The organism is Morganella psychrotolerans (assembly GCF_001676055.1).
Classification (GTDB): domain Bacteria; phylum Pseudomonadota; class Gammaproteobacteria; order Enterobacterales; family Enterobacteriaceae; genus Morganella; species Morganella psychrotolerans_B.
On record NZ_LZEX01000034.1, the window covers coordinates 278,021 to 295,204 of the forward strand.

15 protein-coding genes are annotated in these 17,184 nt (G+C 47.7%); 7 read left to right on the forward strand and 8 right to left on the reverse strand.

Annotated features, from left to right (window positions below; all coding sequences use genetic code 11):
* Nucleotides 1–2: 2 nt before the first annotated feature.
* Nucleotides 3–611: an electron transport complex subunit RsxB gene (gene rsxB, locus AYY17_RS15205; RefSeq protein WP_067424907.1), complete on the reverse strand. Its 609-nt coding sequence runs from the start codon at nt 609–611 to the stop codon at nt 3–5.
* On the reverse strand, nt 611–1,192 hold the full coding sequence (rsxA, locus tag AYY17_RS15210) for an electron transport complex subunit RsxA (RefSeq protein ID WP_067406295.1): 582 nt from the start codon (nt 1,190–1,192) through the stop codon (nt 611–613). The genes rsxB and rsxA overlap by 1 nt, the downstream gene beginning before the upstream one ends.
* Before the next feature lie 270 nt (nt 1,193–1,462).
* On the opposite strand from rsxA, the gene AYY17_RS15215 reads away from it, so the two are divergent.
* The 3 genes from AYY17_RS15215 (at nt 1,463) to AYY17_RS15225 (ending at nt 4,705) form a co-directional block, all read left to right on the forward strand.
* The gene (locus AYY17_RS15215; RefSeq protein ID WP_067424909.1) at nt 1,463–2,503 is read left to right on the forward strand and encodes an oxidoreductase; all 1,041 of its coding nucleotides are present in this window, start codon (nt 1,463–1,465) and stop codon (nt 2,501–2,503) included.
* An 85-nt stretch (nt 2,504–2,588) separates the two neighbouring features.
* Nucleotides 2,589–3,578, forward strand: coding sequence for a bile acid:sodium symporter family protein (locus AYY17_RS15220; RefSeq protein WP_067424911.1), 990 nt, complete (start codon nt 2,589–2,591; stop codon nt 3,576–3,578).
* Nucleotides 3,579–3,580: 2 nt separating this feature from the next.
* The gene (locus AYY17_RS15225; protein ID WP_067424913.1) at nt 3,581–4,705 is read left to right on the forward strand and encodes a TPM domain-containing protein; all 1,125 of its coding nucleotides are present in this window, start codon (nt 3,581–3,583) and stop codon (nt 4,703–4,705) included.
* A 57-nt stretch (nt 4,706–4,762) separates the two neighbouring features.
* On the opposite strand, the gene add is transcribed toward AYY17_RS15225, so the two are convergent.
* From add to manA, 4 genes are all read right to left on the reverse strand, one after another.
* Nucleotides 4,763–5,770: an adenosine deaminase gene (gene add / locus AYY17_RS15230; protein ID WP_067425116.1), complete on the reverse strand. Its 1,008-nt coding sequence runs from the start codon at nt 5,768–5,770 to the stop codon at nt 4,763–4,765.
* Nucleotides 5,771–5,853: 83 nt separating this feature from the next.
* Nucleotides 5,854–7,125 (reverse strand): YdgA family protein, encoded by a 1,272-nt coding sequence (locus AYY17_RS15235; RefSeq protein WP_268873057.1) that lies wholly within the window; start codon nt 7,123–7,125, stop codon nt 5,854–5,856.
* Nucleotides 7,106–7,450, reverse strand: a complete 345-nt coding sequence (locus AYY17_RS22585; protein ID WP_268873058.1) for a DUF945 family protein — start codon at nt 7,448–7,450, stop codon at nt 7,106–7,108. The genes AYY17_RS15235 and AYY17_RS22585 overlap by 20 nt, the downstream gene beginning before the upstream one ends.
* 106 nt (nt 7,451–7,556) lie before the next feature.
* The gene (manA, locus tag AYY17_RS15240; RefSeq protein WP_067424915.1) at nt 7,557–8,732 is read right to left on the reverse strand and encodes a mannose-6-phosphate isomerase; all 1,176 of its coding nucleotides are present in this window, start codon (nt 8,730–8,732) and stop codon (nt 7,557–7,559) included.
* Between the two features lie 173 nt (nt 8,733–8,905).
* Here manA and fumC point away from each other — a divergent pair, with 173 nt between their 5' ends.
* Nucleotides 8,906–10,300 (forward strand): class II fumarate hydratase, encoded by a 1,395-nt coding sequence (gene fumC / locus AYY17_RS15245; RefSeq protein WP_067424917.1) that lies wholly within the window; start codon nt 8,906–8,908, stop codon nt 10,298–10,300.
* A gap of 196 nt (nt 10,301–10,496) precedes the next feature.
* Here the strand turns inward: fumC and tus are convergent, their stop codons facing one another.
* Nucleotides 10,497–11,420 carry a DNA replication terminus site-binding protein gene (gene tus / locus AYY17_RS15250; RefSeq protein ID WP_067424919.1) on the reverse strand — a complete coding sequence of 308 codons (924 nt, stop codon included), beginning with the start codon at nt 11,418–11,420 and terminating at the stop codon, nt 10,497–10,499.
* Between the two features lie 1,394 nt (nt 11,421–12,814).
* Nucleotides 12,815–14,068 carry an MFS transporter gene (locus AYY17_RS15255; RefSeq protein WP_082981413.1) on the reverse strand — a complete coding sequence of 418 codons (1,254 nt, stop codon included), beginning with the start codon at nt 14,066–14,068 and terminating at the stop codon, nt 12,815–12,817.
* A gap of 106 nt (nt 14,069–14,174) precedes the next feature.
* On the opposite strand from AYY17_RS15255, the gene AYY17_RS15260 reads away from it, so the two are divergent.
* The 3 genes from AYY17_RS15260 to mlc all read left to right on the forward strand — a co-directional run bounded on the left by AYY17_RS15260 (nt 14,175) and on the right by mlc (nt 17,140).
* A complete protein-coding gene (locus tag AYY17_RS15260; RefSeq protein WP_202906427.1) occupies nt 14,175–15,077 on the forward strand; it encodes a LysR substrate-binding domain-containing protein in 903 nt (300 codons plus the stop codon).
* A gap of 32 nt (nt 15,078–15,109) precedes the next feature.
* Complete coding sequence (locus AYY17_RS15265; RefSeq protein ID WP_412779025.1) at nt 15,110–15,868, forward strand: N-acetylmuramoyl-L-alanine amidase-like domain-containing protein; 759 nt, start codon at nt 15,110–15,112, stop codon at nt 15,866–15,868.
* A 72-nt stretch (nt 15,869–15,940) separates the two neighbouring features.
* Complete coding sequence (gene mlc / locus AYY17_RS15270; protein WP_459562076.1) at nt 15,941–17,140, forward strand: sugar metabolism global transcriptional regulator Mlc; 1,200 nt, start codon at nt 15,941–15,943, stop codon at nt 17,138–17,140.
* Nucleotides 17,141–17,184: the final 44 nt, after the last annotated feature.

Sequence of the window (17,184 nt, forward strand, 5' to 3'; positions counted from 1 at the left end):
ACTTATGACGCCTCAATCTGAACGGGTTTGACCGGGGATGCGGCGGGTTCTGCCGGAATATTTCTGACAGGAATACTGTTTAAGTCCCATTTCCAGTTGCGGGTCGTGGTGGCTACAGGGATCATTTCGATACAATCCACAGGACATGGCGATACACACAAATCACAGCCGGTGCAGAGATCTTCAATCACGGTGTGCATAGCGCGGGTGGCGCCGACAATCGCATCCACCGGGCACGCCTGAATACATTTCGTGCAGCCGATGCACTGGTCTTCATGAATAAAGGCCACTTTACGGACAGGATTCAGGGCGGATTCGTCACCGTCGAGCGGCTGCGGATCCACACCCAGCATATCGGCCAGTTTCAGCATCACCTGCTCACCGCCCGGCGCACAGCGGTTTATCGCACCACCATTGGCAACAGATTCCGCATAAGGGCGGCAGCCTGGAAACCCGCATTGTCCGCACTGGCTTTGCGGCAGAATATCGTCGATTTTATCAACAATCGGATCTTCCTCCACCTTAAAGCGGCGTGAGGCATAGCCGAGTATCACCCCGAACAGCAGCCCGAACAGGCTGAGTACGGCGACAGCAATCCATATAATCGTCATCAGAATTTCACCAGACCACTGAAGCCCATAAAGGCGAGAGACATCAGACCGGCAGTGACCAGCCCGATAGACGCACCCCGGAAGGGCGCCGGAACATCGGCGGTTGCCAGTCGTTCACGGATAGCGGCAAACAGCACCATCACCAGTGAGAAACCGGCGGCGGCACCAAACCCGTAAACGGCGGATTGCAGAAAGTTATGAGACAGATTGATGTTCAGCAGTGCCACGCCGAGCACGGCGCAGTTAGTGGTGATAAGCGGCAGGAAAATACCCAGCAGCCGGTAAAGTGCCGGGCTGGTTTTGCGTACCACCATTTCAGTGAACTGAACCACAACGGCTATCACAAGGATAAAGCTCAATGTACGCAGATACAGAATATCCAACGGGATCAGGACAAAGGTATCCATCAGCCACGAGCAGACAGAGGCGAGCGTCATCACAAATGTGGTGGCAAACCCCATACCGATAGCAGTTTCTAATTTTTTGGAGACCCCCATAAAGGGGCACAACCCTAAGAATTTGACGAGAACGAAGTTATTCACTAACACAGTTCCGACAAACAATAATAAGTAGTCAGCCATTACAATGCCCAAAGCGAGTCACATGAAATACAAAAAACCGGTCATTACCGGAAAACGGATGAAATGATAACAATCCCGGGCGCCCAAAGTTATCGGGATTGTGTGAAAGGCGGTATAACTGAGTGTATCAGAATGAAAAAGCGGCAGAATGTAATAAAAATGCGCACAAGGTTTGCGTCCCCGAATCTGTTAGTGTTACTTTTCAGGGTGATTGTTTCATTCTGACTGTATATTTTTATCCTTTAACGTGACAATCCCCCGGAGAATGTGATGACAAAAATACTGAAAGTGGGTCTGGTAGGATACGGTTTTGCCGGAAAAACATTCCATGCACCGTTTATTGTGAATAATGCCAATATGGAACTGGTGAAAGTTGCCAGCAGTGACGCGCAGAAGGTTCATGCGGATTATCCGGATGTACAGGTTGTCGCCACCCCGGAGGCGATATTTGCCGACCCGTCCATTGATTTGGTTGTTATTCCGACTCCGAATGACACGCATTTTCCGCTGGCGCAGATGGCGCTGGCAGCCGGGAAACATGTGGTGGTGGATAAGCCCTTTACCCTGACATCCGAAGATGCCTTTTTGCTGGCAAAACAGGCTGATGAGGCAGGATTGGTGCTGTCTGTCTATCATAACCGCCGCTTTGATTCAGGCTATCTGACACTTAAATCTCTGTTTGAAAGTAAAAAACTCGGCGATATCAAATACTTTGAAATTCATTTTGACCGCTACCGTCCTCAGCCACAGAAACGCTGGCGTGAAGCGGCCGCATTGGGCAGTGGTATCTGGTACGATCTCGGTTCACACCTGATTGATCAGGCGCTGCAATTTTTCGGCAAGCCGGATGCAATAACGGCTGATCTCGGTATGATCCGCCCGGGCGCGGAAGCGGTCGATTATTTCCATGCACAGCTGCATTATCCGGACGTGAAAGTCATTCTTCACGCGACGACAGTGGCAGCAGCAGAATCGCCGGTGTATGTCGTACACGGCATGAACGGTAGCTATGTAAAATACGGATTGGATCCGCAGGAAAATGCCCTGAAAGCCGGAGAAATGCCGGTTGGTATTAACTGGGGCCATGACAGCAGAGACGGAAAAGTGACACTGTCACCTGACGGCATTGAATTGATAACCGATACCTATCCGAACAAAGCCGGGCATTACGGGCGTTATTACGCCGAAGTGGCTGAAGCGATTCTGAATAACGGGCCAAACCCGGTAACGGCGGCAGAAGGTGCTGAAGTGATCCGGATTATTGAGGCCGGAATGGAATCTCATAAAACAAAACGGACGGTGGCGCTGTAATCAGCGCACCTGGTATATACCCAACGTCATTCAAGATGCAGGCCGAATGAATAAGGGTATAGTTCAGATAAAAAGTGAATAACCTATGACAAACTGGTGGCAGAAACTGCGGTTAGATCCGTTCCTGGTTATTATGATCACAGTGGTCATTTTAGCCTCTCTTTTTCCGGCAACGGGTAATATTGCCACCGGATTCCGCTATCTGACCACTGCCGCGATTGCGTTATTGTTCTTTTTTCATGGCGCCAAACTCTCACGGGACGCGATTGTGACCGGTATGGGACATTGGCGCCTGCATCTGATGGTGTTCAGCAGTACCTTTATTCTGTTCCCGGTTCTGGGGCTGGGTTTGAGTTTCCTGGTGCCGGAGTGGATGTCGCCGGCTATTTACATGGGCTTCTTATACTTATGTGCCTTACCGGCAACAGTACAATCGGCTATTGCTTTTACCTCTGTTGCGGGGGGAAATGTGGCGGCGGCGATTTGCAGTGCTTCCGCATCCAGTATCCTCGGTGTTTTTTTATCACCGGTCATTATCGGTTTTATGATGGAAACACAGGGTGCGCATGACCTTGATACCTTTGGCGCGATCAAGTCCATTTTACTGCAACTGATGCTGCCGTTTGTTGTCGGGCATCTTTCCCGCCCGCTGATTGGCAAATGGGTGGATCGCAACAAAAAAATCATCAATAAAACAGACCGGACATCTATTTTGCTGGTGGTGTATGTCGCATTCAGTGAAGCGGTTGCGGAAGGCATCTGGCAGAAAATTGATGCGATGTCCATTTTGCAGATTGCGGTTGTTTCCTGTGTATTACTGGCGATAGTGCTGGTGATTAATGTGTATGGCTCGCGCTGGCTCGGTTTTAATAAAGAAGATGAGATAACCATTGTGTTCTGCGGATCGAAAAAGAGTCTCGCAAACGGTGTGCCGATGGCAAATGTGATGTTCCCGCCTGCGGTGGTGGGGATCCTGGTTCTGCCATTGATGCTGTTTCATCAGATCCAGCTGATGGTCTGTGCGGTGATGGCAGCGCGCTATGCCCGCCGCAGCAAGGTTCACAAACAGGAGTAATTATGATGCGTTTGGTGGCAGGATGCCTGTTTCTTTTTTTTATCAGCCTGTTTGCCCGTGCGGATGGTCAGCCGCTGCCTGAACTGAAGCGGGAGCGGGTGATTGACAGTGCGGGAATTCTGACCGGTTCTCAGTTTTCTCAGCTTAACCGGCAACTTTCTGATTTTGAACAACAGCGGGGTGACGGTACACAGTTTGTGGTATTTATCATATCCTCGACAAACGGTGAGGATATCGACGCGTTTGCACTCCGTGCATTTAATACATGGAAAATTGGTAAAAAAGCACGGAATAACGGATTATTGCTGGTTGTATCGGTTGATGATCGCAAACTGCGTTTTGAAGTCGGTTACGGCCTGGAAAGTATCCTGCCTGATGTCGTCGCAGGGCGTATCATCCGCTACCGCATCACGCCTGAATTTAAAAATGGCAATTATTATGCTGGTATTGAAGCCGGCGTAACAGATGTAATTTCGGTGATTAACGGCAATGAACCTGAGTATATTCAGTCAAATAATCAGGCTACAGAAGAACTGAAATTAAAACGATTACCGGTTATTTATCTGTTTACCTTTTTGATAATGTATTTTTGGTTATTATTTTCAGGAACCCGCCGTCGTAAGAAACAAATTCAGCAAGAAATTAATATGCTGACAACAGATCCTGTAAAAAGAAAAGGTAAGGATAAACGTGCAGCAGAACGCTCTGAGCGCATTTATCTGAAGCGATTAACCGCCATCTTAAAACATAAATATATTTATCCGCGTTTTCCGGGGCTATTTATCAGTGTGATGTTTTATTCCGTGATTATATTTCTGGTTACGCGCCTTGTGATTGAAGAAACCAGTGACACGGACGCTGTTTTTATGAGCAGTATGGTACTGGTTGTTATCAATGTATTTGTATCACCGGTAATATTTCTTTTTCTGCATGCGCTGATCCCAGGTTACCGTATTCAAAGTGCGGAAATGCAAAAGATATACGGTGACAGCAATGCGGGAAGTACCTCGTTTTCATACAGCTCAGGCAGCTCTGGCAGCTCAGGTTCCGGCGGCGGAGGAAGCAGTTCATCTTCGGGAGGCGGAGGCGGCTCCAGTGGTGGTGGCGGAGCTTCAGGCAGTTGGTAATAAAAAACCGCCGCATACAGAATGCGGCGGTTTTTAAATCAGATAAAAAGCAGGGGATTATTCGCCGCGTTGTACCGCTATCCGGCGCAGTTCGGTTTTCTCTTGTTCAGAAAGAAAGGCAATATCCAGCCCGTTAATCTGTGCCTGCTCAATTTCCGCACGTGTCAGACCGGCAGCCGGTGCCGCGACATTATATTCATACGCAATTTCAATGCCTTCGACGGCAGGGTCATCCGTATTAATGGTTGCAGGAATACCGTGAGCCAGAAACTGTTTCAGCGGGTGTGCGGCGAGAGACGCCACTGTGCTGGTCTGGATATTGGATGTCAGACACGATTCCATACCAATGCGGTGCTCTGCCAGGTAATCCATCAGCGCGGGGTCTTCAATAGCCATCACACCATGCCCGATGCGTTGTGCACCGAGGTCACGGATAGCCTGCCAGATACTGGCGGCACCGGCAGCTTCACCGGCGTGAGCGGTGATCGCCCAGCCTGCATCACGGGCTTTGCGGAAATGATCTGTAAACAGGTCACCCGGATAGCCTGATTCATCACCGGCAATATCCAGTGCAACAATACGCTCACGATGAGCAAGCAGCGCATTCAACTCAGTATGACAGGCATCGGTGCCAAAAGTACGGCTGAGTATACCAATCATATTGATGCGCACAGCGCTGTTACGCGCCACTGAATTCACACCATCCAGCACCGCTTCTACCACACCTTCAACCGGCAGTTTATGTTTCATCGCCATATAATACGGAGAGAAACGCAGCTCGGCATAATCAATCCCTGCGTCTATTGCATCCTGAACGTTTTCTGCCGCGACACAGTGACAGGCATCCAGATCCGCGAGAACAGAAACTCCCCAGTCCAGTTTTGCCAGAAATTGCACCAGGTCCGGCTCGTTGCTCATCACCTGAACATGAGGGCGCAGAGCGTCCGGCTCATAAGCCGGTAATGGCAGATTGTGTTGGCGGGCAAGGCTGATAATAGTGGAAAGGCGGATATTACCATCGAGATGACGGTGGAGATCAGTGAGGGGAAGTGACCGGTTAATCATCATAATCAATGTTCCTTACAGATAATAAAAAAGCCGGTCAGGTGACCGGCTTTTACTGAATCAACTAATGATAAAGAATAATATTACTGCGCAGCAGGTACAGCATCTGCAGCTGGTGCTGCAGTGTCTGCCGCCGGCTCTTCACCGATAGTAATATCTTCTTCAATGACGTCGCCGTCAGCATTCATTTCGACAGGCTCTTCGTTATAGCCTTCGTCACTGTTATCACTCAGCATACCGTATTGGTCGTATTTTGTGAGGAATTCAGCAACAGTATATTTCTTACCGTTGAAATCAATATTGTTATTGCTGTATTTCAGATCCATGGCGATGTTTTTGTCGGTTACTTTAACCACTTCCATCATGGCACCCATGCTGGCCATCTGAGCAACACCTTGTTCACCTTGTTCTTTGGCTTCTTTCACACCCATACCTTGTGACTGCATGGCAACAGCCACGAAATCAGTCAGCATTGATTTTGACAGATCCATATTGAACGCAAAATCTTTAACCAGAACCGGCAGGATTTTTTCAAAGCTGCCACTGTGTTCCAGGGATTTAAAGTTTTCCTGGGTCAGAGGATTAAAGGTCATGCTGAAGTTGATTTTTGACTCGCCGCCGCTGTTTTTCCAGCTCAGCGGGGAGATAGCAAATGACGGGCTGTGTTTGAAGAGCGCGAGTGCGTTGGTCTTCATTTTCTCGTCCAGCGCGTCCATTTTGCTTTCATCAAAGTTTTCGGTATACATGGAATCACTCATCTGAGAGTATTCTTCCATTGATGCCATCAATGTATTTGCTGCAGTAGCATCCAGATCTTTCAGTGCACCTTTCAGAGTGATGCCACCGAGGTCGATATCACGATAGCTCAGTGAACCCAGGCTGTAATCGATATCCGCACTCATTTTGTTGTCTTTGACGCCGGACGTACCGTTCATCTTCAGATCTTTCAATGTAACGTTATCGCTGTAATTAACAACAACCAACTCTTTCATCGACAGATTCTGGTCGCCCAGATAGAAGAAGCTGTCACCGGATTTGCTTACATCGCTGTCGAATGACAGGCCGCGCATCACCAGGCTTTCACGCTCACCTTTGCGGTAAGTCAGTTCATTGCTGCTGCCGTTGCCTTTCACATTTTTAAATTCTTTATCGAATTTAACGTTCAGGTCTGCACCGGAGAATGCCAGTTCTTCACCGTCTTTTTTGTAATCGATTTTGCTGACAGCAAGGTCGATATCAAAATTCTGGTCGTAACCGATACGGGTGTCCAGCGCAACAGGGGATTTACCGCCGGTCATATCAAATGCCGGTTTGGTGCTTTCGCTGTTTTCCAGTTCAGAATGGATTGACGCCATGTTTGGCGAAAGAACCATTTTTTTTCAGCTGAGACAGCGGGAACGGACCGTGGTCAATTTTGTTAACAATAACTAACTGGTCTTTGGCGTTGTTTCCTTCACCCTGAAGAACCAGTTTAACGTCAGAACTGAAAATACCGCGTGAAAAATCTTTTGCAGTCAGAGTAATCTGAGCATCAGGATATTTATCCTTGATCAGTTGGTTTGCTTTGGCAACGTACTGTTCCAGGTTTGCTTCGATTGTTTTACCGGTCTGCCATGAAGCAACACCCCAAGCTGCGCCTAAAGCAACAATAACGCCAACAGCAACTAACGACTTTTTCATAGAGAAATCCATCCTTTATATGCGATTCAATTTGCAGGTTTTCGCACGGTATCAAATTAACGGGCAGCTTACAGAGCAAACTGTCCGGGAGAAATCAGAGAAATACTTACAGCGTATTATAAACGCGGGCAATGATTCCTTCACCATCTATTTCAATTTTTCTTTCTGTAGCAGGGATAAAAGTTGATTCCCCTTCAATAACTCTTAAAGTCGCTGTTTTGGTAGTGATAACCACCTGACCTTTCACGCAAAAAAGGATATTAGCGCTATTATTATCCAGGGTTATTTTTTGGTCATTTAGTTTAATTACAGAAAAAGAGAAATCATCGACCGGAACCGGGAAAATATCACAGCCATTCACTGTGTGTGGCGACATAAATAAGCTTTTTACCGGTTTCGTAATGAAATCAATATTACTCAGTAATTCTGCAACATCTATATGCTTTGGTGTCAGTCCTGCGCGCAGCACATTGTCTGAATTTGCCATGACTTCCAGTGCCGTTCCCTCCAGGTAAGCGTGAGGTGTCCGTGCGTACAGGAACATGGCGTCACCCGGTTTCAGTTCGACAACATTAAGAAGAAGCGGGGTGAATAACCCATTATCTTCAGGGTAGAACTCCGTCATTTTCCGGATAGTATTCCACGGCTCGCCCCGGCGGCTGTTCAGCGCCGATTTCAGCACACCGATGGCACGGTCTTTTGTTTCGCCGTTCATTGACAGCAACCGGGTGAACAGTACAGAAAGCTGTTCTTCCGATGGTTCGGCAATAAACAGCGCAATTCCCGGATGAGCCGGCGCCACTTCACTGAGCAGCGAGCAGATCTCCGGCAGCGGGCGAAAGGCATTCATCGCTTTAAACGGAGTGAGGGCATAAACCAACTCAGGCTTATGATTATCATCCTTATAGTTGCGAACCGGAGAATCAAGAGGAATACCCGCCAGATTTTCCCGTGCAAACCCGGCTTCTGCCGCGGCTTTGTCAGGATGCACCTGAACAGAAAGCGGCTGGGCGGCACTCAGTACTTTAAACAAAAAAGGTAACCTGTGAAAACGGCGGTTTATTGTTTCCCCCAGACAGCCCTGCGGGTCGGCGGCGATATAATCATATAGTGAGCTGACATTACCGTTGTTATCCGTGACTATTGAGCTGGCTTTGGGGTGTGCGCCCATCCATAATTCGGCCATCGGCTGCTTATCAGGATTCGGGTAGCCGTACATTTCGGTCATCGCGGTATGACTGCCCCAACTGTAGTATTGCACCTGATTTTGCATTTTTAACATAGCTTCGCTCTCTTTTTAAACAATTAACAATAAGATAGTAACAATAAAACAATAAGTCAGCCCGGATCGCATAATCGGAAATGAATCTGTGGCAAGATGACGGCGTTTTCAGAGTTTATCTGCAACGTCCGGATTTTCAAATTCATTTTATGTTGTGTGCTAAGGAGAGAGTAATGGCGGTCACCCGTATTGAAAAAGACTCAATGGGCCCTGTTGATGTTCCGGCTGACAAGCTGTGGGGCGCGCAGACTCAGCGTTCATTAGAGCATTTCCGTATCTCAGTTGAAAAGATGCCCGCCGACCTGGTCGCGGCACTGGCCATGACAAAAAAAGCGGCTGCGGCAGTCAACTGTGATTTGGGTTTGTTGGCGCAGGATCGTGCCGGAGCAATTATTGCGGCGGCAGATGAAGTGCTGGCAGGTAAACATCCCGGTGAATTTCCGCTGGCGGTCTGGCAGACCGGCTCCGGCACACAAAGTAATATGAATATGAATGAAGTGCTGGCAAACCGCGCCAGTGAAATTCTCGGCGGCAAGCGCGGCAGTGAGCGCCTGGTTCACCCGAATGATGATGTGAATAAAAGCCAGAGTTCCAACGATGTCTTCCCGACAGCAATGCATGTCGCTGCTGTTATTGCAGTCACTACACAACTTATTCCTGAGTTAAAATCCCTGCACAGTGTCCTGGCGAAAAAAGCGGAAGAATTCCGTGATATCGTCAAAATAGGCCGTACACATTTACAGGATGCAACGCCGCTGACATTAGGTCAGGAAATCTCCGGCTGGGCAGCTATGCTGGAATATAACCGCAAACACCTGGAAAACAGCCTGCCGCACCTGAGCGAGCTGGCGCTGGGCGGAACAGCGGTCGGCACAGGGCTTAATACACATCCTGAGTATGCTGTTCGTGTGGCGAAAAAAATCGCGGAGCTGTCCGGTCAGCCGTTTGTAACCTCACCAAACAAATTTGAAGCACTGGCAACCTGTGATGCGTTGGTTCATGCGCATGGTGCACTGAAAGGCCTGGCAGCATCAATGATGAAAATTGCCAATGATGTCCGCTGGCTCGCATCCGGTCCGCGCTGTGGTATCGGTGAACTGGCTATCCCTGAAAATGAGCCGGGAAGCTCTATCATGCCCGGAAAAGTCAATCCGACACAGTGTGAAGCAATGACAATGCTCTGTGCTCAGGTGATGGGAAATGATGTTGCTGTTAATATCGGCGGCGCTTCCGGTAACTTTGAGCTGAATGTATTCCGCCCGTTGGTTATCCATAATTTCCTGCAATCTGTCCGTCTGCTGGCAGAGGGCATGCGCAGCTTTAATGAGCATTGCGCTGTGGGTATCGAACCGGTTCGTGAGCGGATCAGTCAGTTGCTGAATGAATCACTGATGTTGGTTACTGCGCTGAATACTCACATCGGCTACGACAAAGCAGCAGAGATAGCGAAACAGGCACATAAAGAGGGGCTGACTCTGAAAGCTTCTGCCATGAAGCTGGGTTATCTGACTGAAGCTGAATTTGATGCCTGGGTTCGTCCGGAAGATATGGTCGGCAGCCTGAAGTAATCAACTGTATTTTTTAGTATGTCGGGTATATATACTCTAAATAATTCGGGATGCCTGTAGGCGACAAGTTCCGACCGCCGGGGAGCATACATCAGTATGTGACCCGGCGAGCTGAGTGCAGTCAACACCCGGGCATTCTGAAGTATGACGAGTATCCTGATATGGCTCCGTTCTCACACCTGTCCCATGAATATTCTCAGATTATCTCCATAAATAAATGCAGGCGGGGTATTACGGAGATCAGTTTTTTTGCCTGAGGACGGTGGCGCACCTTAATGTTTCCGGCATCATAATCCGGTAAATCACCGGTAACGGGTCTGTTGTCATCACCATCATAGAACACAATAATCGGTGAGGCGTTTGCATATTGCACCTGCTTTTGTGCTTCACTGTACCAGACTCTGGCAATCGGCTGGACTTTAACCGGACGTTTGATTTTAAGTACAGCATCCGCCGGGATCTGTTTCAGTGCTGCTATTTCCGTTGCCAGAAATGCCTGCCACGCTTCCCTGGTATGGGGAGCAACTGCCCGCGGGTTTTGGTAGCGCTCCTCTGTTTGAGCCAGTAATTCGTCACGATCCACTTTTTGGATGATATGTTTGTTCGCCCAGCCAAAGCGCACTGTATCGGGAGAAGTCACTGACTGGATCTGACGATAAGCATTTAATGTAATCAATCCTTTGATTTGATTATGAACAAATTCAAAACGCTGTGTTTTATTGACTCCGGATGTTTCAGTCACTATTGTTGCCAACTGCTTTTTCAGGGTATTAATATCATCGAGTTGTTGCTTAACCTGCCGCTGTTCAGCACGGGGAAGGGGAACCAGTATGACACCGGGCAGACGTACCGCCGATTTACTGCTGATATTGTGGTCATTATCAAAAATAAACAGCCGCTGATAATGCGCTAATGCCATATTTGTTGCAGATTCTCCGGAGACGGGAATAACAGAGACAGAGGTAATCTCTTCATTTTCCTTACCTTTTAATATGTCCGGCAACTGATACACCTGAGCCTGAATTCCCAGCGTTTGGCTGAGTGTCAGGCAGAAGGTATTCAACATATTCTCAAGCTGTTCAAAACAGGATGTCAGTGACATTTTGGCATCATATCGCATCGGATCCGCCTATTTAGTTACAACATACAACTTATGTTTATCATCAGACTACTTTAGCATTCTGCTTTATACAAGGATAAAATTCACTCTACAGGTTGAAAAGGGTGCTTTAAATACAAATTGGTGGTCATTGGTGTGGGGTGTTGATTTATGTGGCAGTATTGCGGACATAAACTAAAATCACCATTAACCCGATAATTAAATACCGAGGTAATGGTGGATGTTGGTTTGGTATAATACGATATATTTTACCCGCTATACCCTTATTCATTCAAACCGCAGGTTCGTTGGCGGCATGAAGCCAGCCGGGTCACATACTTATGTATGCTCTCCGTCTGTCTTCCTTTGCCGCCTTCCTGCATCTTGAATGACGTTGGGTATATATCAGTAGTCAAGCAGTAGCCAAAATTCGGAATTATTTATTCTTTACCGAAAGATAACCCGAAATAATATATCGCAGGTGAGTGTTTTCATCAGGAGCAACCAATCTTTTCTTTTGGACAGCTATCCTGGTATTGATACGTTTCTGATAGCTCCCAACGTTCAGGCGGGAGTTCATTAACATTAAGCTTGGGATAACAGCTATGAATCATCAGTGAACTGCTTAAAAACAGTGTTAACATAATCACCTCATTACATGTATAAACTGACTTTTAATACAATAATCAGCTATCAATATGTATTTTAATATTATCCGGGATATCCCCAAATAACCGGGCAGTATTCAGGTGCAACAATATCGCAGCCTTCAAATGAAGCAGAAGAAAAAATAAATAATGAACCGGATAATAATAGTGCTAACATAGATACTCCCTGTAATGAATTATTTTTTAAAAACAGAAAGGATTGCTGAGTGAACAAGCACTGTCAACATAATAAGAGATTGTTGGCTCCCGTGGTGGCGGAGGCGGAACCTGATTGTCATTTCGTGGCGGGAAAAAGGAATGCGTTATTAATGAACCAGTCAGCAGTAATGTCAACATAAGTAACCTCGCTATTATACCTTTATTCATTCAAACTGCAGAGTCGTTAACTGCATCCTGAATGACGTTGGATATAGATTAAATTATCATTAAGTTGTGATTTTATATCTATGGTACGGATTAACATTAGCGGGCTTAATCTGTAAGGACAATTAACCTTATTAGGTATTTTATATGGTGAGAATATAGAAGCTATCTTCTTTATTTTATATAAATTATTTCCTTGTGTTAGTTTTAGTATGTAAGGTTATTGCTGGTTTATAGTGGGTCTGTTAAAAAATAAAAAATTACATTGTTATCAATGAAACATAACGGTAATGGATGCATCCGGTCTGTAATTAACCGGTGAGGGGTTTTATATATCGGAGATATTAATGCCCATGGGTTACTTCACGGGGATTAATATAAGCCTTATGAAGAAATCTGCTTCTTCAGATGTAGAGAAATAAATAGTCCGACAACCAACATGGCGGCAATAAAACAGCCGACCCCCGTCCAGTGCCGGTAAGACCAGAACACGCCGCCAAGTGTGCCGGCAATACTGGAACCGCTATAATACGCAAACAGATACAGTGAGGATGCCTGTGCCCGCGCGCGTCTTGCACGGCGTCCGACCCAGCTGCTGGTGACGGAATGAGCAGCGAAAAAACCGGTGGTCAGCACTAACATACCAATCAGTACGGTGGCCGTGGCATCCCCGAGAGTTATCAGAATACCGGCGAGCATCAGCACCATCGCACCAATCAATATATTGGCGTATCCATATTTCCGGGTCAGTGCACCTGCTTTGGATGCACTATAGGTGCCTGATAAATAAACAACAGATAACATACCGACGACAGACTGACTGAAATTATACGGCGGCTCCAGCAACCGGTAACCAATATAGTTAAACAGTGTGACAAAACTACCCATAATGATAAAACCGATAGCAAATAACCAGGGTAGCCCGTCATCCCGGCAGTGCAGGATCAGGTATTTCCACAGACTTTTGGGTTTGAGTGAACTGGCACGGAAATGGCGGGAGGCCGGTAACAATCGCCAGAACAGAAATGCACCGAACAGTGCAAATGTCCCCAGGATCAGAACGGCAATACGCCAGTTGGCGTAATCGGCAACCACCCCGGTTATCAGCCGTCCGCTCATACCGCCTATTGAATTACCACTGATATATAACCCCATGGAAAGCGCTACATAGCCCGGATGGATCTCTTCACTGAGATACGTCATTGCCACTGCCGCCACACCGCTGAGCGACAATCCGACAAGTGAGCGGACAATCAGGATCCCCGTCCAGCTCGTGGTAAAAGCACTGAGCAGTGTAAAGAGTGCGGCGCAGGTCAGGGCGACAACCATTACATTTTTACGCCCGACCGCATCCGAAATGGGGCCGGTAATCAATAACCCTACCGCCATAAATCCGGTGGCCAGGGAGAGTGATAAACTCGCCTGCGCCGGTGACACGGCAAAATCTTCAGATAACAGAGGCAGAATAGGCTGGACAAAATAGAGCAGCGCAAAGGTTGCAAGGCCAACCATAAAAAAAGAGAGGGTAACGCGCAGATACAATTTGTCATCACGCTGGATATAGTGAAGTTTTGTCTGACCCACGGCACTGTCCCGGTCAATATCACGGTCAGTCATCAGTTTATTCTCGTCAGTCATACACTTATCTCAGGTCGCAGTAATGTAACAGAGAATAAAAAGATGCTACTATTTTGTCTAATATATTAATGCTCTTGATTGATACTTTAAACGACTTAATGAGGCAATAATGATCGAATTTCGCCATTTGCGCTATTTTATTGCCGTCGCGGAAGAGCTGCATTTCGGACGGGCGGCAGAGCGGCTGAATATCTCGCAGCCCCCGCTAAGCCAGCAAATACAGGCCCTGGAGAATGCGATACCGGCAAAATTACTGGCGCGCAATAACCGGAATGTCAGTTTGACACCGGCAGGTGAAATGTTTCTGCGCGAAGCGTATCAAATCCGCGCTCAGATTGAGGCGGCGATTGGCAAAGCGGCGAGGATGGAGCGCGGCGAGTTGGGAGAAGTCTCTGTTGGTTTCACATCAACCACACCTTTTATGCGCCATATTACCGCAACATTCCGTCAGTACCGGGAAGCCTATCCGGATGTCGCGATTCACATGCACCAGATGAATACAAAACAGCAAATCAACCCGTTGCTAACCGGCCGGATTGATTTTGGTGTGATGCGCAACACTCAATTGCCTGATAACCTGGTTCATGAGTTGTTATTCAGAGAACGCTTTATGTTAGCAGTCTATGATGATCATCCGTTAATCCGGCACAGGGAAACAGGTATTTCGCTTGATATGCTCAACGGCGTGCCGCTGGTCTTTTTTGAGCGGGATGTGGGAACGGCGTTATACGATGAAATTATTAATATCCTGAAGGGTGCGGGTGTGACCCCGGTGATAGCTCAGGAAGCGGGTGAGGCCATGACAATACTCGGGCTGGTCTCTGCGGGGCTCGGAGTCTCCCTGGTGACTGAATCCTTCACGCGGATGAAAGTGGATGGTGTCCGTTACGTGCATTTAGCTGAAAATCAGGCGTTTTCTGAAGTCTGGTTGGTGTATCATAAGCATAAAATATTATCGCCTGCCGGTCAGCGGCTGATTGCGATGCTGAAAAGTAATGTTTTCCGCTGAGCGGAGCCGTTTAAACTGAGGTGCCAGTGTTCTTGTGTAATAAATATCCGGCGATAACCGCGTTGTTAGTCACTCTGTGGTCAGGTATTGCCGGTGCGGCGGTGAGTCTCAGTGATTTTTATCAGCCCGACGGCACCCGGCGTGTGATAACGTATAATATTACTGCACTGACCGGGCAATTTCTTGCTGTGCCGTACCGGGCGCATCAGTTGATTGGTTCGCCGGAAACACCGGAGCAACTGGTCATCAATTTAAATGCGCTCGATTGTTTTACCTATCTGGATTATGTGGAAGCGCTGAAGCGCAGCCCGCAACAGCAGGATTTCCCCGGGCAACTGGCGCAAATCCGTTATAAAAACGGAGATATCAGTTATTTTCAGCGACGCCATTTTTTTTCAGATTGGGTAAGCGGCTCACAACCGGTTGCACAGGATATTACCCGGCAATTGTCAGCAGATTTTCAGGTGACACATAAGCTGCTTAATCAGCGCAAGGCGGGCGGCGCCTATATTCCGGGTCTGCCGGTAACGGCGCGGGATATTGCCTGGCTGCCGGTATCTGCGCTGACGCCAATGGTTCTCGCGCAGTTGCAAACCGGGGATTATATCGGGATCTATTCCCCGCAAGACGGACTGGATGTTTCTCACGCGGGGATTATTATCCGTACCCCGGACGGATTATTTCTGCGTAATGCATCATCAACACGGCGGGAACGACAGGTGATTGATTCGCCATTACACCTGTATCTCCGGCAAAAAAGCGGGATAGTGGTATACCGTGCTGTGCTGTGAAACCACTTGCGAACCCGGTATTTACCCGGATAATGACTATTTCAGCCCGTACATTGCTCAGGATTATTACTGGTGAAACCTACAACACAACCCGGACATATTGACCATATCAAACAAACCAATATGGGGGTTGTTTATCGCTATATTGATCAGCAGGGGCCGATATCCCGTATTTCTCTGTCAAAAAAGGCGCAGTTAGCCCCGGCGAGTATCACCAAAATTACCCGTGAACTGATGGATGCACATCTGGTTCGTGAAACAGAATTTCCGGGGCTCGGGTTTCGCGGTCGTCCTGCTATCGGGCTGAAAACAGATTGTGGCGGCTGGCATTTCTTATGCATCCGCATTAACCGGGGTGAGGTGATTTTTGCGCTGCGGGAATTGAGCGGGAAACTTCTGGCAGAAGAGGTCATCGAATTTCCGGCTGCCCGTGCTGATTTTGTTCCGCCTTTCCTGGCTGAAATTGATGCTTTTTTTGCCCGGAACTACGCGATAGTAGGGCGTCTGACCGCTATTGCGATCACCATCAATGCAGCGGTTGACCCGGCAAAAGGCATTATCCTCGATTTTCCTTATTATAATATTGCTGAATTACCTATCGCAGATATCTTATTTCAGCACACCGGTATGCCGGTTTTTCTTCAGCATGCAGTCTCTGCCTGGTCGTTGGCTGAATATTTTTTTGGTGCATCGAAAGAGTGCAGGAACAGCATTCAACTGGTGATTGATGAACATGTCGGTGCAGCGGTTATCACCGATGGTTCGTTATTACATGCACATCGCCACAGCTGCGCGGAAATAGGGCATACCCGGGTTAATCCGCAGGGTAAACCCTGCTACTGCGGCAATCAGGGCTGTCTGGAAACGGAAGTTGGTATACGGCATTTACTGGCGCGTGCCGCTGCATTTCTGACCGGACCGGACGGGCAGCTTCCGACGGCGGATACGTTATGCCGCGCGGCACTGGCAGGCGATGTGTCCGCATGCGCACTTATTGAAGAGACCGGGCATTATATCGGTGATGTCGCCGCTGTCATGGTCAATATCTTTAATCCGGAAATGATCCTGATTGGATCTCCTTTAAACGCAGCATCGTCTGTTTTGTTTCCGGCCATCCAATCCCGGATTAATCAGGGTGCATTACCCGAATTCAGCCGGACATTCACAATGACTTCATGTGAATTTATTAATTGCGGTACATTACCGGGTGCTGCGTTAGTTAAGGAAGCGTTGTACAGCGGTTCTTTACTTATAAAATTGATGAATGGATAAGTAATGTTGTAGTGTTGGTCTTTGACATAAAACAAATTAATGGC

Coding starts and splice junctions, on each gene's coding strand:
- rsxB (WP_067424907.1), bottom strand. CDS start 611: ATGACGATTATATGGATTGCTGTCGCCGTACTCAGCCTGTTCGGGCTG.
- rsxA (WP_067406295.1), bottom strand. CDS start 1,192: ATGGCTGACTACTTATTATTGTTTGTCGGAACTGTGTTAGTGAATAAC.
- AYY17_RS15215 (WP_067424909.1), top strand. CDS start 1,463: ATGACAAAAATACTGAAAGTGGGTCTGGTAGGATACGGTTTTGCCGGA.
- AYY17_RS15220 (WP_067424911.1), top strand. CDS start 2,589: ATGACAAACTGGTGGCAGAAACTGCGGTTAGATCCGTTCCTGGTTATT.
- AYY17_RS15225 (WP_067424913.1), top strand. CDS start 3,581: ATGATGCGTTTGGTGGCAGGATGCCTGTTTCTTTTTTTTATCAGCCTG.
- add (WP_067425116.1), bottom strand. CDS start 5,770: ATGATTAACCGGTCACTTCCCCTCACTGATCTCCACCGTCATCTCGAT.
- AYY17_RS15235 (WP_268873057.1), bottom strand. CDS start 7,125: ATGGCGTCAATCCATTCTGAACTGGAAAACAGCGAAAGCACCAAACCG.
- AYY17_RS22585 (WP_268873058.1), bottom strand. CDS start 7,450: ATGAAAAAGTCGTTAGTTGCTGTTGGCGTTATTGTTGCTTTAGGCGCA.
- manA (WP_067424915.1), bottom strand. CDS start 8,732: ATGTTAAAAATGCAAAATCAGGTGCAATACTACAGTTGGGGCAGTCAT.
- fumC (WP_067424917.1), top strand. CDS start 8,906: ATGGCGGTCACCCGTATTGAAAAAGACTCAATGGGCCCTGTTGATGTT.
- tus (WP_067424919.1), bottom strand. CDS start 11,420: ATGCGATATGATGCCAAAATGTCACTGACATCCTGTTTTGAACAGCTT.
- AYY17_RS15255 (WP_082981413.1), bottom strand. CDS start 14,068: ATGACTGACGAGAATAAACTGATGACTGACCGTGATATTGACCGGGAC.